Origin of the sequence: Fibrobacter sp. UBA3629 (genome assembly GCF_002374005.1) — a bacterium.
Taxonomy (GTDB): Bacteria; Fibrobacterota; Fibrobacteria; order Fibrobacterales; family Fibrobacteraceae; genus Fibrobacter.
This window is the reverse complement of the sequence record NZ_DFLC01000021.1, coordinates 13000-27926: the sequence shown is the minus strand read 5'-3', so window position 1 is coordinate 27926 and position 14927 is coordinate 13000. Positions and strand designations below refer to the sequence as shown.

13 protein-coding genes are annotated in these 14927 nt (G+C 46.1%); 2 read left to right on the top strand and 11 right to left on the bottom strand.

Annotated elements, in window-relative coordinates; all coding sequences use genetic code 11:
• Both aspS and aqpZ read left to right on the top strand, forming a co-directional pair.
• Positions 1 to 1142, top strand: a 1142-nt coding sequence (aspS, locus tag B2310_RS07225) for an aspartate--tRNA ligase (RefSeq protein WP_290730024.1), incomplete at its 5' end; no start/stop codon positions are given.
• Between the two features lie 189 nt (positions 1143 to 1331).
• Positions 1332 to 2072: an aquaporin Z gene (gene aqpZ / locus B2310_RS07220; RefSeq protein ID WP_290727217.1), complete on the top strand. Its 741-nt coding sequence runs from the start codon at positions 1332 to 1334 to the stop codon at positions 2070 to 2072.
• Positions 2073 to 2213: 141 nt separating this feature from the next.
• Here the strand turns inward: aqpZ and B2310_RS07215 are convergent, their stop codons facing one another.
• The 11 genes from B2310_RS07215 to B2310_RS07165 all read right to left on the bottom strand — a co-directional run bounded on the left by B2310_RS07215 (position 2214) and on the right by B2310_RS07165 (position 14915).
• The gene (locus tag B2310_RS07215; RefSeq protein WP_290727216.1) at positions 2214 to 3512 is read right to left on the bottom strand and encodes an ATP-binding protein; all 1299 of its coding nucleotides are present in this window, start codon (positions 3510 to 3512) and stop codon (positions 2214 to 2216) included.
• A gap of 75 nt (positions 3513 to 3587) precedes the next feature.
• Positions 3588 to 4736 carry a nucleotidyltransferase domain-containing protein gene (locus B2310_RS07210; protein WP_290730022.1) on the bottom strand — a complete coding sequence of 383 codons (1149 nt, stop codon included), beginning with the start codon at positions 4734 to 4736 and terminating at the stop codon, positions 3588 to 3590.
• Positions 4717 to 4887: a hypothetical protein gene (locus tag B2310_RS07205; RefSeq protein ID WP_173382260.1), complete on the bottom strand. Its 171-nt coding sequence runs from the start codon at positions 4885 to 4887 to the stop codon at positions 4717 to 4719. The genes B2310_RS07210 and B2310_RS07205 overlap by 20 nt, the downstream gene beginning before the upstream one ends.
• A gap of 8 nt (positions 4888 to 4895) precedes the next feature.
• Positions 4896 to 5816, bottom strand: a complete 921-nt coding sequence (locus B2310_RS07200; protein WP_290730020.1) for a hypothetical protein — start codon at positions 5814 to 5816, stop codon at positions 4896 to 4898.
• A gap of 91 nt (positions 5817 to 5907) precedes the next feature.
• The gene (locus B2310_RS07195) at positions 5908 to 8058 is read right to left on the bottom strand and encodes a polysaccharide biosynthesis tyrosine autokinase (protein ID WP_290730018.1); all 2151 of its coding nucleotides are present in this window, start codon (positions 8056 to 8058) and stop codon (positions 5908 to 5910) included.
• A gap of 30 nt (positions 8059 to 8088) precedes the next feature.
• The gene (locus B2310_RS07190; protein ID WP_290730016.1) at positions 8089 to 9267 is read right to left on the bottom strand and encodes a Coenzyme F420 hydrogenase/dehydrogenase, beta subunit C-terminal domain; all 1179 of its coding nucleotides are present in this window, start codon (positions 9265 to 9267) and stop codon (positions 8089 to 8091) included.
• Positions 9268 to 10785 carry an oligosaccharide flippase family protein gene (locus tag B2310_RS07185; RefSeq protein ID WP_290730014.1) on the bottom strand — a complete coding sequence of 506 codons (1518 nt, stop codon included), beginning with the start codon at positions 10783 to 10785 and terminating at the stop codon, positions 9268 to 9270.
• Positions 10786 to 11796, bottom strand: coding sequence for a polysaccharide pyruvyl transferase family protein (locus tag B2310_RS07180; protein ID WP_290730012.1), 1011 nt, complete (start codon positions 11794 to 11796; stop codon positions 10786 to 10788).
• A complete protein-coding gene (locus B2310_RS07175) occupies positions 11793 to 12746 on the bottom strand; it encodes a glycosyltransferase family 2 protein (protein ID WP_290730010.1) in 954 nt (317 codons plus the stop codon). The genes B2310_RS07180 and B2310_RS07175 overlap by 4 nt, the downstream gene beginning before the upstream one ends.
• A gap of 2 nt (positions 12747 to 12748) precedes the next feature.
• A complete protein-coding gene (locus B2310_RS07170; protein WP_290730008.1) occupies positions 12749 to 13708 on the bottom strand; it encodes a glycosyltransferase family 2 protein in 960 nt (319 codons plus the stop codon).
• A gap of 4 nt (positions 13709 to 13712) precedes the next feature.
• Positions 13713 to 14915, bottom strand: coding sequence for an O-antigen ligase family protein (locus B2310_RS07165; protein WP_290730007.1), 1203 nt, complete (start codon positions 14913 to 14915; stop codon positions 13713 to 13715).
• Between the last annotated feature and the right edge of the window lie 12 nt (positions 14916 to 14927).

Below are 14927 nucleotides of genomic sequence, written 5' to 3'. Positions count from 1 at the left end.
AGATTGCCAAGTGCTTCCGCGACGAAGACCTCCGCGCCGACCGTCAGCCTGAATTTACGCAGATCGACGTGGAAATGTCCTTCGTGGACCAGGACGACGTGATGGCCATGTTCGACAAGTTCGTGACCGAAGTGCTCGGCAAGGTCTGGAACTTCGAACCGCCCAAGAAGATCCGCCGCATGAAGTGGCACGAAGCCATGCTCAAGTACGGTTCCGACAAGCCGGACCTCCGCTTCGACCTCGAAATCCACGATGTTTCTGAAATCGGCGCAAAGTCCAACTTTGGCGTGTTCAAGAACTGCGTTGCCGCCGGTGGCAAGATCCGCGGTATCGCTGCCAAGGGTTGCGTTGACTTCACCCGCAAGCAGATCGACGAACTCACCGCCTACGTGGGCAAGTACGGTTCCAAGGGCCTCGTGTGGATGCGCGTCAAGGAAAACGACGAAGTGGAAACCCAGGTCGGCAAGTTCTTCACGACTGAACAGCTCAACGAACTGCGCGACGCCGTCGGTGCCAAGTGCGGCGACATGATGTTCTTCATCGCAGGCCCCGAAAAGGTTGCAGCAACCGCCATGGGCCAGCTCCGCCTGGAAGTCGCCCGCATCAAGGGCCTCCGCGATCCGAAGAAGCGCGAATTTGTTTGGATTACCGAATTCCCGATGTTCGAATACAGCGACACCGAAGGCCGCTACATGGCCATGCACCACCCGTTCACCAATCCGCTTCCGGAACATCTGGACATGATGCTCGGAGGCAACCTCAAGGATTGCAACGCCGAAGCTTACGACCTTGTTCTGAACGGTGTGGAAATCGGTGGCGGTTCTATCCGTATTCACAACCCGGAAGTCCAGGAGAAGGTGTTCCGCCTGCTCGGTCTCTCCGAAGAACAGGTTAAGGAAAAATTCGGCTTCTTCGTCGACGCCTTCAAGTACGGCGCTCCTCCCCACGGTGGCTTGGCCTTCGGCTTGGACCGCGTCGTGGCTACCATGGAAGGCGAAGAATCCATCCGTGACTTCATCGCGTTCCCGAAGAACACGAGCGCTTCTAGCCCGATGGACCAGTGCCCGAGCGAAGTGGACCTCCAGCAGCTGCAGGACATCCATATCTCCGTGCAGATGCCCAAGGGCGCCGACAAAAAGTAAGGCTATCGTCATGCTCGCGAAGGCGAGCATCTACCCTTTCAAAGTAGTCCGGTTCAACCGGACTATTTTTTTTGCATACAACTGTGAGTTTACTCACGAAAACTTTTTTTCTCATTTTTTTGCTGAATTCATGCAATTCGCTTTGCTAAATTAAGGCACAACTTTTAACCCCAAACTATGGAGATGTTTATGAAACTTACTACTCGTGCCATTGCCGAAGCTATCGGCACATTCTGGCTTGTGTTTGGCGGCTGCGGTGCCGCCGTGCTTGCTTGCGGCGTTCCGACCACCGGTATCGGCTACGTGGGCGTGTCGCTCGCATTCGGCCTCACCGTGCTCACCATGGCATACGCCATCGGCCACATTTCGGGTTGCCACCTGAACCCGGCCGTCACGCTGGGCCAGGTTGCCGGCGGCCGCTTCCCCGCTAAGGAAGCTCCGGCCTACATCGTGGCCCAGGTCATCGGCGGTATCGTCGCTGCGGCAGTGCTCTACTGCATCGCCCAGCCCGACCTCACCAACGCAGGCATTGGCGCATTCGCCACCAACGGCTGGTCCGACACGCTCACCAACGGCGTGAACGCCTTCGGCGGCAAGACCACCGGCATGTGCGGCGCGTTCCTGATAGAAACCGTGCTCACCGCCATCTTCCTGTTCGTGATTATGGGCGCTACCGACGGCCGAGCTCCGGCAGGCTTCGCCCCGATTGCCATCGGCCTCTGCCTCACGCTCATCCACCTCATCTCTATCCCGGTGACCAACACCTCCGTGAACCCGGCCCGCTCTACCGCAATGGCAGTGTTCGTTGGCGGGGCCGCCATCAAGCAGCTCTGGCTCTTCTGGGTCGCCCCGATTTTGGGCGGCGTCATCGGCGGCGTTGCATACAAGTGCTTGGCCGAATGCAAGTGCTGCAAGGGCGAAAAGAAGTAAGGCGATCGTCATGCTCGCTATACGATACTTGGCAACTTGTTGCCATAGTAGAGTTATCCTCTTTGGGGAGAAGGCGAGCATCTTTCTAAAAAAAGCGCGGCCCCATCTGGCGACAGTTGGGCCGCCATTTTTATTACATAATTATTCGAGACAGAATTTCCAAATTGGAATCACATTAATGCCATTTTCTAATATGGCTTCCGAATTCCATGTAACGATGCAGCAATTTTTCACTTTAATTTCTTCTTTCGCCAAACGAATCGCATCTATCTCTCTCTTGAACGTGTCCTGCTGTTCCATATCCCAAGCAACCTGAACGAGTCGCCTAGATTTCGTATCAAGATTCGTAACAAGGAAATCAACTTCGCCGCCAGCACGATTGATATAATACTCAATTTTATTATTTCCACGCCGGAAATGCATAAAAACAAGGTTCTCTAGAAGCCACCCTTTTTCAGCATCATTCTTTGGCGTCATCGCACGAACAACCCCAGTATCAACCATATAATATTTATCAGGATTTGTTCTACGCACCGAAACAGAATCCGTCCTTATAGATACAGGATAAATGAGATACGCATCGGCTAAATAGCGAAGATAATTAGAAATATATTCACGATTGTCCGAAATCCCCATTGCCTTCAACGTGCCAGAGATGGCACGAGTCGAAACTTTCCGCGCATAATTATGGATAACATAATCTAAAGTATACCGAAGCGCCTGCACACTCGAAATTTCATGCCGTTCTATAACATCCCTAAATACAACGGCATTCACATACTCCTGCAACAACTTGTTCCGGACACGAACATTCTCCCCTTGTATATCAGGGAAACCACCCTCGTCCAAATATCGAGCCATGGCATTACGCAATAAACCACTAGTCCTAGACGAAAATGGTTTTTCAGGAACATTCTTAAAAATCCCATTAAATTGCAGAAATTCCGAAAAAGACAGAGGAAAGACCTCCATATCCAAAGATCGACCACGAAGTTGAGTCGCCACCTCTGATGAAAGCAACTTAGATGAAGATCCGGTCACACATAGTTGAACCAACGCAGAATCTATTAGACGTCGAGCATAAAATTCCCAGCCATCAACATCCTGTAACTCATCCAAAAAATACCAGCATTTTTCCCGAGCCGCCTCAGGAAACATTGTCGCATGCACATCACCGATAAGATGGAGATCGTCCACCTTGATACCCCTTAAACGCTCATCATCAAAGTTGACATAAACAATTCGATTCAGAGGCAAACCGGCATCAATAAGTTCGTGCATACGCTGGTACGTTATATAGGTTTTCCCAGTGCGACGCATACCGATAATAGAAGTGGCATTTCTTTTTTTTTCGAGAAATTCTACAGGGCGACGGCAAACATCTGTCGGCACGCCATTCTCATAAAATTCACGCAAAATTTCGGCAATTACTTTTTCCATATCAACAATATACACAAAATTGGCATAAAAAACAAGCCAATTTTATAAAAAATTGGCATATTTTTTACGCCATATCTATTTGTGACGTTCTTTATACTGGCGAAGGGCCAGAATGCGCTGGGGCATCAAGAACACGAACGAAGCCCAGTAGCGCAGCAGGAACCACGAAACTTCGGAGAAATCGAACGGGAGGAATGTAACCAGACGCAGGCGGTTCTTGAGCCACCAGCGCCAGACAGAACCGCGACGCCGATCCGCGAATTTCCCGAAGTTGCCGTCACGCATGATTTCACGAAGGAGAATGCGACCGCGGCGGGCATCGGGCGGGCAAAGCAGGTATTCACTTTCTAGTCCGAGACATTTCGTAAGCACCCACATGAGGGCACCTGCAAATCGCCGCAAGTTCATGGCCCCGAGCAGCGAGGCAATCTCGGTACGTTCCTCACTCGACGATGCTTGAAGCAGCATGAAGTAATCTACCAGCTGGCGCATCCCTACCCCGAGGCCCAGCATGTGCTTGTAGATATGCGAGAGCTGCATGACCAGCGCGAACTTGCTGGAAGGGGCATAAAAGCCCTCGGGCACAAGTGTCGCGTTGTGCGATTCCGCGTCAAGGAATGCGAGCATGCGCTTGTTCGCAAAAGGGCTGCAGCGGTCGACCCCGAACCCGAAATGAACCTCGACCTCTTCCCCGAACACCTTCTTGGGAAGAAGGACGTCGTGGCTAGAGATCTTCGTATCTTCTAGCAAGTCCATCTTCCGGAGCAGCTCAAGAACACGTTCTCGCCCGCCAGAAACCCAGATGTCGATATCCCCCGTCTGGCGGATAAACTTGTCCGGGTAAAGCAGGGAGTTCGCCTGCCCCTTGAGGATAAACGTCAGGCAACCTTCCGCAACAAACTTCTGCGTCAGCTCCCTAGAACATGCATAATGCTGCTCGTTCAGCGACCGGACGCCCTCAGCCTGGTAATACCATTTGAGATAAAGCTGGCGCGGCATCCCGAGAGTTTCGGGCTTCCCTGATGAAAGCTTTTGAATCGCATAAAAGGCAACACCCAAAAGCGACTGCCGACCGCACAGCCTGTATAGCCATTCCCAGTCTTCGGCAGAAATACCGTCCGCCCTAAAATCAGAAAACTCCCGCGAAGCCCCTATGGCTAATCGCAGGAGTGTAAAGAAGAGGTGCGTGCGCCTCGCAGAAGCTTTATGCGATACGGTCTGCACCTTCGTTCAGGTTGAATCCGAGTTCGTCGTCGTAGTCATCGGCATCGGGACCGTCACCACCGGAACCAGCGAGCAGGTACATGTCACCGCGCATATCGATAAAAGTGAGCTTCGGGGCAACGTATTCTTTCTTTTCAAACTTCAAATTCATATCCACCCCTACTTGATGATAACCTTGTTGCCGTTGTGGAAATAGGTACCCTTGATGGTCGGCTTCTTGTCAAGCTTGCGGCCCTTCATGTCAAACCAGCCGGTCGCCGTTGAGAACTCGCCCGTGTGCGGGTTCAGCATGTAAATTGCAGTGGTTTCATCTTCATCATGGAAAACAACCTCGATCGTGGAAGGCAAATCTTCTACATCGATAGAGGCGGTTGCAGAATTCGTAGCGCTCTTGGTAAGAACGGCGCTATTGTTGTAAATCAGATAGCCGCGGAACGGACGGATATAGGCACCCGCCTTGACCCTCACGAACTGGCCCTGCTTAATGGTCTTGCCATCAACTTCCTTTTCCTTTGCAGCAAAGCCATAAACACGACCAATATCAGAGTCTCCCTCATCCCAAGTCTTATAGGAATACATGCCCCGAAATTCCCAGTTATCGAAAGAGAACTTTGTATCGGCACCGACCGTCTTCTTCATGGTTGTTTTACCAGCACACCATGCAGGAAAAACAACCTGGTTTTTATTGGGACGCACGAAATAAGGCCTATTGGCGGAAAAATCCCCGTTACTGCCCATGTTTTTCGTATCTATCTGCCAAGTTTCCGAAGTGCCATTAAATTCAATTCCTGTCATTTCGTAAATCTGACCAAATTCAGAAAGACATCCATTCGGGAAATCAAACGGAAGCATCAAGGTACCAGGCTTGCCCCACTCGCCAGAATAGTCGCGATCGTAGTAGATGGAGTCCACTTCGACATCTTCCGATATCTCGACCGCTTCCGTTGACGTACCGCTAATGAGGGCAGTCTTCTTGCCGTTAAGCATCTTGACGGTAATTGCGCCATATTCGCCAAGAATAGCGCCCTCTTCCTGGGCAAAAACGCCCACGACAGCGAACGAAAGTGCCAAAACGGCCATTTTTTGGGAAAAATTCATATTCAACCTATAGATTTAGGCCAAATATAGAAAAATGTAATATTTCCGTAAAGTGTCGAGCATCACACAAAAATCACGCTTTTTTGCCGTAATAGCCCTTACCGTAGTACCCGTAGCCGTATCCATAGTGGCCAGGTTCGCGTTCGCAGTGGTTCATCACGATAGCGGCGGGCTTGTCCGAATAGCGACGTACGCGTTCGACAGTTTCCTTGATTTCATCCATGCTATGGCGACCATAATGGAGCACGAAAAGCGAGAAATCCACCAACGGACAAATAAGTTCAGCATCGGTCACCAAATTAAGAGGCGGCGTATCCACAATTACCAAGTCGAACTTTTCACGAGCCTCCTTGAGGAGTTTGTCCATGGCATCGCTACGGAGTAGTTCGCAAGCGGCAAGCTTTGTCTTGCCCGCGTTCATTACAAACAAATTATTGTCATGTTTTTGTGAAACAGCTGTGTCAAGAGTCGCAATTCCCGCCAAAACATCAGCAAGTCCAAACTTTGAGCGCCCGTGGATCACGCCACGGCGCATATCAGCATCGATAAGCAAAACCTTCTTACCACTTGCGGCAATCGTCGTCGCCAAGTTCAGCGAAACAAAACTCTTGCCCACACCGGGAATCAGCCCCATTACAAGCACAACGCTATGTTCCGGTTTCGGCATCAGGAACATCAAGGCCGTCTGCAGCGAACGGAACGATTCGCTTACCTTGTCTTCAGGATTTTGGAGTACAAACGGAGCACCGTGGTGCAGGTGCTTGTGGCCACGCAGTAACTTATTCGGAGACTGCGGAATCTTTGCAAACACACTGAGACCCGTTTCGCGTTCAATTTCGGAAGCACTACGAACACCATTGGAGAACACATGAAGCAAGAACAAGAAAAAAACACCTAAGACAAACCCCAAAACAACCGCAAACATCAAAATACGCGATTTCTGGGGCTTACTCTGACTTTGTTGAATCTGTGCAAAATCAACAATGCGAACGTTGCCAACCTCACCGGCACGCACCACTCGCAACTGTTGAATGTTGTTGAGCATATTCGTGTACACTTCGTTGTTTACAGCAACTTCTTCCTGCAATCGCGTCACTTCCTGCTGTGTGAGCGGCATCTTTTCAGCCTGTTTTTTTAATTGCGCTAATTCAGCCCGAACACGATTTTGCTGTTTAATTATAGTTTGTACATTGGGATGTTCCGCCTTAAACAAACGTAATGCAGCTTGACGGTCTTGTTCCAACTGCATAATCTGGCGTTGCAACTGGCCCTCCTTATCCAGGTGAGCCTTGGTTTCTCCTCTCATATCCACAGAACCGATCTTGTAACGATAATCCGCCAAAATCTTTTCAGCACTATCCAACTTGGCCTTGACCCCCGGCAACTGCCCTTCAAGGAATTCCAAAGTCTTTTCAGCTTCCGCACTACGCATTTCCACATTCTGACGCAGATAAGTTTTTGCAATCGTGTTCAAGATAGATGCTGCACGGTCCGGGTAACGATGGCTATAACGAACAGAAATGATGCCCGTCTGCTTGCCCTTTTCCATCACCTGCAACGCCCCCTGCAAAGATCGTTCTGCCATCATCGTTGAACCCTGGAACACCATAAATGTTTGACCTTTAGCCGCTTTCATGTAATTAACACGAATAGCAAGAGTATCACCAGCATACACTATCGTTTCAATTTCACCAACTTTACCTTCAATGACTGTTTTTCCATCGGGATCAATCAATGAATAGGAATCATCACTCTTTGCAGTCGCGCTCCATTTCCCTGCACGTACTTTTTCTGGGATACGCAAGGAATCCAAATCCATACGGCCTTCCCTATGCAGTAATCTATCCCAAAAACCAACAGGAATGGTCCACAAGTGGAGGTGCTCAGAAGCGACAACATAGCTCAATACCATACGACTTTTGATAAGTTCGATTTCGGCATCGGCCGGGCTAGCCAAATCAAGAACAGCACCCATCTCGCCCATAGCCTTTGTTGCTTTACTGCTCGACCCCTTTACATTTACTTGAAGAAGAACATCGCTCGTGTACTGAGGGCGAACCCACATAGCATAACCAGCACCTAGTAATGCCGATAGCACCACAAACAGGAGAAGAATAAATTTTTTTCTCCAAAGAAGCCCAAGGAACTCAAGCAACGATATTGATGTGCTTGATTCACTAAGGTTTTCATTTAAATTCGAATCTACATCGTTCCGTTTTGTCATTTTATGCCTAATCTCTTTTATAAAAATACATTAAAAAGCACTTTTTCGATGCATAAATCGCTTAAATTTGCCCACGAAAGCATAAAAAAACACACTAAAGAAAGATTCTTTTTTCAAAAAGCACCTTGCGAGTTCATTCAAAGATTCATTATCTAGCTGTTTAAAGAAATCTGCTCTCATACGATGCTGGCCACCAGACCTTATTATACAAGGATTACCTGCTACAGCATACTCAAGCTTCGACATACAGTGCGCCACGTTCGAAATCACAGCATGAAAAAGACTTTTGCCACACTCTGTATTAAAAAGCACAACTGAAGTTCCCTTATTATCATCCATTTCCGGATGGAAATTTGATATTCCCCAAAAATCACCCAAGGTAATATCCGCAATACGAGGCAACTTACGATATCGACAATCGGCACATGATATATTTTGGCTAATATTTTTTAGGAATAATTGTATATATACAGATTGTTCACTACCTTCTACAAAAGTTTTCCCATTTTCAAATTGATACTGTAAAGAGTAGCTGCTCCACCCAGAATCCTTATCTCGGAAAGCAACTCTTTCTAGCGACGATTTAAAAGTTTGTTCCAATTCGTTGGAATACTTTTCAAACACCTTCACACTCGGCACACCATGGCAAACAATGTCCACGGTAATCAAATCTGTAGATTGAGCCATCTTTCCCAATACAGCATACAGCCCCGCCACTTGACAAGGAGTGCCCGAGAAAAGGACCTTGCGGCCAGATTTTAGCAATGAACGAACATCCCTGTATATGGTCCCGACATCCGCTTGCACATACTTGGAGCCGCGCAGTTTTGATAAATCGGCCTTGTTGTCCACGACAATATGGCCAAAGCGGGTCGAACTTAGCTGGGCAACGCCAACGACGACGCCCCCATCTTCTAGAATCTTCTCCGCCAGGACTGTGAAGATGCCTCCGCTAGAAGACTGCATACGGATTTCTTCGTCCAGGGCGTACGCCGCAATGGTTTTAGGGGTTTTGGTGCTCCCGTTGGGGTTGAGCACTTCGTTTTCCCAGGGGCAAGTCTTTTCGCACAGGCCGCATTTAACGCACTTTGTTGAATCTACCACCGGCCTGTAGAAGCCATCCTTGTCCAGCTGCATAGCAATGGATCCGTGCGAACATACGTTGGCACAGGCTCCGCAAGAGGAACAATTTTTAACTGGTATATTCATCTAGGCCCTCTTCAGCAGTCTTTTTAAGGGTTGCAAGATCAAATCACGTTCATAGGCATTCATGGAAAGGGCGAAGAACAAGGGCAAATAGACCAACAGATACAGGAAAATGCCTAAACACAACTTCAGAACGGAATCCAGGGAGAATTGTTGCAATGCATAGTAAGTCGCCACGGTCAAGCTGGCCGGAACAATTGACATTTTAAGAATTTCAAGCCAAAAACGGACAATATTGATTCTTTGCTTGGCCTGATAATACACGTTCATGATGATGATTTGCCCTAAAGTCAATGCTCCGGCAATGGCTATAGCACACCCTATGCCTCCATAGTATTTCGAGAGCGGGATTTGTGCGCCAAGGCTTGCCAACGATATGAGCAGGTATAGCAGACTGCGGAACTTCATCTGGTTGCGGGCCTGCAAAATCGTGATGCCCAGGTTTTGGCACAGGGGTATTGTCAGGGGTACGAAGAACAGCAGTGCTATGGTATAGGCGTCGTCGTAGCCCTCCCCTGCCCACAGCCGAATGAACTGGCGGCCAAACAAGAAGAACCCCGTAAGGACAAGGGCCATGATACAGTACTGGATTCGACCCGTCTTGATAAACAAATCAGAGATGGCCTTGCCGTCGGAATCCTTAACCGCCATGGCGGTAACCTTGGGCAAGAAAACGCCGCTGATTGCCGTAGAAAAGCTCATGTACATCTGCTGCAGCTGTATTGCTACGGCGTAAACTGCGACTACGGCTGTGCCGGCGTAGGCCCCGAGTACGAATTGCCCCGTACTCCAGTAGATGCGGTCCATAATCACGTTCAGGAAAATCCAGAAGGAGTAAATGGAGACTTCTTTTAGGAAGCCCCACTGGAACTTGCCGAACTTCAGCTTGATTTTCAGGTAATGCTTGCAATACCAGAAATTCATTCCCAAGGTGACCACGTTGAAAATGGTGGCCACGACAACCATGGCGACGGCCCTGTAACCCATGGTCAGTAAGACGACCATCGTCGCAGTATTCAGGACTATGCGTGCAATGGCGATGACCTTCTGGAATACGAATTGCTCGTAGGCCGTGATGATGGAGCCGAAAAGGCTGAACGGGAAAGTGATGGCCAGGTTTATGACCATCAGCACAAGGATCCACTTGGTTCGCTGCAGCTCGACTGCTGTCATTGACGCATCGAATATTTTTTCTGCATTTAAGTAAAGGACGCCGCCCGCAATAATGGTAATGATGCCTATCCCGCAATAGAGCAGAAAGAACATCCCGAACATCCTGTACTGTTCTTCTTGCTTGCCCTCCGCACGGTACTTTGCGGTGTAACGCACGATGGCATTGCCGAATCCAAGGTCTAGGATGGTCAAATAGGCGACAATCGATGCCGCGATGGAATATAGGCCATACTCGGACTTGCCCATCATGCGCAGCATAAACGGCGTATACACAAGCCCGACGAGATTCTGGAGGGCCAGTACCACGTAAGAAAGCAGCGCGCCTATTTTGAGTTGGGACTTGGGCATTTACGATTCCAGGGCGTTTTTCAGCCAGTTCAGGGAGAACTGGCGCATTTCTTCCAGTTTTCTGGAATTATACAAATTCAGCAAGGATTCAAAACGGGCCGAGCCTCGGGTCTCGTTGTATAGACACTTGAAGTCTTTTCCGAAAATGATGGAAAATGCTGTACCGTGGAAGGAGTCGGTAACTACATAGGAAGCATCGCGGAACATGGCGAGCCATTCCGGGACAGAGAGCGAAGCTTGCGCATCTGCAGAAAATACTTTCAGTTCCAGCCCTTTTTCGGTGGCGGTCTGTTCGCACTCTTTGCGGATGGAATCGTTCATGTTCAGGACATAGGCCGCCAAGTACGGCTTTGATGACACTGGGACATTCTCGCAAATCTTCAGGTAATCTTCTTTCTGAAGCAGCAATGTCGGGTCAAGAACCCACGTGGCATCGACGTCAAGGTTCTTCTTGCACAAATCTACGCCGGACTCCTCGCGGACACTAATTACCTTAAATTTCTTCGCTAATGCAGAACATTCTTTAGTCTGTTTTGCGGTGTATTCCCATTCATCAACTCCAAATGACGCAGCATATGCCACTCTACGAATTGAATCATTTTTTAAAAAACCTAAAAAAGCCTCATCAATATCGGGGGCATATTTGGGACGCCAAACCTGATCACTACCAACAACAATAGCATCAAACTGATTTGCCAATTCAAGATTATGAGAAAGAGATGTCAATGGTTTCGTTTTGGAAATGTTTCTCGAAACAAAATCTTCAAAACATTCCCTTCTTTTCTCAACTGGAGTAATCTTGGCAAAAGGCCTTCTTTTGTCAGGAACAAAGAAACAAAATAACGTCTTGAGCCAAGAGCACAAGTAAATCCAGCAAGGGATCGGTTTATAGCGACAATCAAATGTAACCGCCTCATGTCCAAGACTTTTTAGCACCTTCTGCAAGGCGTAATTCTGAATTATGCCCCCATAATTATTCAAAAGTGGCTGTGTGACTATTCCGATTTTCATAAAGCCTTAGAAAAATAACGTTTCTTTTGCCATGCAAAAAGAACCAAACGCGACAAAAACCACGAATACATCAAAGCAAAACGAATCAAAGAATCTATCTTCTTGAATCCTTCAAATTTAGTGACAAACAACTCATTAACATCAGGACAAATCTCACGAAATTCTTTTCTTGAAATTTCGTCCATCATGAAAGCGAGTCTCTTAACATCTATTTTTCTTCTATCCAGCAGAGATTTATCAAAATCATCCAACTTTTCAAAATACTGAATAAACGAAAGCATAGAATCTAGTTTTCTCTTCGATGCTGTATTGACAATGCTATTCTCATTGACGGAACACATGTAATGATAGAAAGGTTTAGGTATATAAGAAATACGAATATTATGCATCGTAAGCATTACACACACGAACAGATCTTCCCAAACAATCATGTCCTGCGGGAAAGCAATCCTATGCTTCTCAAAGAGGTTTCGCCGTACAAGCTTATTGCAACAAGAACCATGCAAATCACGAAAAAATTCTCGCATGACACTTTGTGATTCGAGCGATTTAGGTTTTTGATAGAGGCATTCGCAATTTCCATCTTCATGTTTCATAAAATCGCAAATAACCATATCCGAGGAATCTTCCATTGCCTTCTGCAACATTTCTTCAAGCATTTTCCGATCAATCCAGTCATCGGGGTCCACATGGATTACAAACTCCCCTACGGCATTATCTAAGCCACACTGCCTTGCAGACGCAACACCGCCGTTTTCCTTATGAATAGTCTTTATTCTGGAATCCTTCGCTACATATTCATCGCAAATCTGAGCTGAACCATCCCTAGAGCCATCATCCACCAAAATAATTTCAAAATCATGAAAAGTCTGGTTAAGCAGACTATCCAAGCAACACCTTAAGTACTTTTCGGCGGCATATATAGCGACAATTACAGATATCTTGGGCATATTCAAACGTTAAAAAGCCTTGTCAAAGAATAGGTTATCTTTACATTCACGAACGAAATAAGAGCAAAACACTTGCCGAGAAAAGCACTCTTGTGAAAGATATAGAACCAAAGATACTTGCGGTACAGCTTTTGCAGACGAGCAAAGGATTCTTTATCCTTAACACACGATTTGGCCATGGAAATGAGTATCTGATTGCAATAATAAACAATGGCACGATATGCGTATTTTTTTTGTTTCGGGTAGTAGCGTTCTATAAACTCGGCTCTTTCTACACAAGCCTCAATCGCATGCCATTTTTTTGAAGAATAAGACTCATTGACAATACTTTCCTCATTTTTTCGATAGACATACCCTTGATAGTCGCAAACTGCAATCTTATTTGCCAAATGTATCGTCTTATATGTTGTTAAAACATCCTCGTGATATTTACCGATAGGATATTTTATCATTTTAAATATAAAACTTCTATAAAGTTTTCCCCATGCAGTGGTATTAATCTTCTTTGTGGTGAAAAAGATCTCCATCTTGTCATCAACAAAGACCTCAGTACCATTCCTCGAAGAATCTTCTGCAATATCTGCCAACGAATCAGATGACAAGCAGCGCACTATACCACAGACAGATATATCTGCACCATTTACTTGGCTTGCATTGACCATTTTTTCCAGATAATGCGGTAAGACAAAATCATCGCTATCAATAAAGGTCAAATAATCGCCCATTGCTATTTCAATAGCGCAGTTTCTTGCAACAGAAAGGCCCCCATTTTCCTGATGAATAACTTTTATACGAGAATCTCTTCGGGCATATTCATCACAAATTTTGCCACAATTATCTGGCGAGCCATCATCAACAAGAATCAGCTCAAAATCTTTAAATGTCTGCTGCAATATGCTTTCTATGCAGTTCGATAGATACTTTTCAACTTTATATACAGGGACAACAATACTGACAAGCATAACTCTATCTGACCTCATCCCTTTCTTGCTTTAATGCCCGTATTTCTTCGGTACTATACTGAGGGAACGTTTTTCCAAGATAATACCCTAGGACAATTGAATAAAAACCGGACGAAATTATCATTATTTCCGTGACCGGCAAATAGAACATAGAAAAAAGAGTCTTTCCAAAGCCAATAATCACAAGTGACCCTATAGCCACAAAGGCTTCCCTACTATGGTTCCAAGCCTTAATCCATGTATAAATAAAGCCCACCCAAAAAACAATATAAGACAAAAGGCCAAACAAACCCTGTTCCAAAAAAATTCCCACCCAATCATTATGAGCAAATGAAACATTTACTGAAAGCGTTCCCTGAGCTCCAATACCAAACAAAAAAGAACGTATCGAATAATTATTCTCTATATATTCGAAAATCGTTGCCATATACACATCCCTTTGGCTTGTATTCCCTTCCAATGTATCTTGGTATCTCGAAGCCAGATAAGGGCTTATTTCCAATTGATGTATAGTAAACTTATACAAGCACACTAAGAGAACTAGCGAAAATAGGAAAAAAATCGTTTTCTTTTTTATAGAATAATTAGAAAGAATTCCCCATATCATAAACAGGATGCAAATACTACCAAGTAAGATAGCGCCCCTCTTTGCACTAAATATAAAGAACACAAAGAACACAAAAATTAGAACAAACTGCAACAGGAGTTTTCTCCTAAACAGCAAGATTACCGGCAAGAGACTTAAAAAAGTGTATACAGCAGTAACTGTAACTTCTTCTTGTCCTGAATCAAGAAGTGCTGCTTCTATCAATAGTTGCTGATTTGTCACATGAAATGCAAGAACAGAAGCTGCAAGCATCACAAAAAAAAGATTTTTCAAAAGTCGTTCATTCAGCACTCCCTTACATGTAAAAATATAGATCGGAACTACGGTCAACATCGAAATAAAAAGCCACAGTAGATATCGACTCTTTTCAACAAAAAAATCTCCTGCGACCCAAAAGACATTTTCGCCTACAATAAGATGATATAATCCATAAATAGACAATAAACCTACAAAGACCAAAAGACATTTAAAATAAGGAATCAATTTATAGTGTGCAACAAAGTAACATGTATAGGCAACAGAAGATAAGCCCAAAAAGAACAACAATGCAACATAAGCCTTGGTGGAATAGTACACGTACGGCAAGAATGCCAACAGCATCCATGCCACAAT

Bases quoted from the DNA above. Each gene is read 5' to 3' on its own strand.
- B2310_RS07180 (WP_290730012.1), bottom strand. From the start codon at position 11,796: ATGAAAATCGGAATAGTCACACAGCCACTTTTGAATAATTATGGGGGC.
- B2310_RS07175 (WP_290730010.1), bottom strand. From the start codon at position 12,746: ATGCCCAAGATATCTGTAATTGTCGCTATATATGCCGCCGAAAAGTAC.
- B2310_RS07170 (WP_290730008.1), bottom strand. From the start codon at position 13,708: ATGCTTGTCAGTATTGTTGTCCCTGTATATAAAGTTGAAAAGTATCTA.
- B2310_RS07165 (WP_290730007.1), bottom strand. From the start codon at position 14,915: ATGCTGTTGGCATTCTTGCCGTACGTGTACTATTCCACCAAGGCTTAT.
- B2310_RS07195 (WP_290730018.1), bottom strand. From the start codon at position 8,058: ATGACAAAACGGAACGATGTAGATTCGAATTTAAATGAAAACCTTAGT.
- B2310_RS07185 (WP_290730014.1), bottom strand. From the start codon at position 10,785: ATGCCCAAGTCCCAACTCAAAATAGGCGCGCTGCTTTCTTACGTGGTA.
- B2310_RS07200 (WP_290730020.1), bottom strand. From the start codon at position 5,816: ATGGCCGTTTTGGCACTTTCGTTCGCTGTCGTGGGCGTTTTTGCCCAG.
- aqpZ (WP_290727217.1), top strand. From the start codon at position 1,332: ATGAAACTTACTACTCGTGCCATTGCCGAAGCTATCGGCACATTCTGG.
- B2310_RS07190 (WP_290730016.1), bottom strand. From the start codon at position 9,267: ATGAATATACCAGTTAAAAATTGTTCCTCTTGCGGAGCCTGTGCCAAC.
- B2310_RS07205 (WP_173382260.1), bottom strand. From the start codon at position 4,887: ATGAATTTGAAGTTTGAAAAGAAAGAATACGTTGCCCCGAAGCTCACT.
- B2310_RS07215 (WP_290727216.1), bottom strand. From the start codon at position 3,512: ATGGAAAAAGTAATTGCCGAAATTTTGCGTGAATTTTATGAGAATGGC.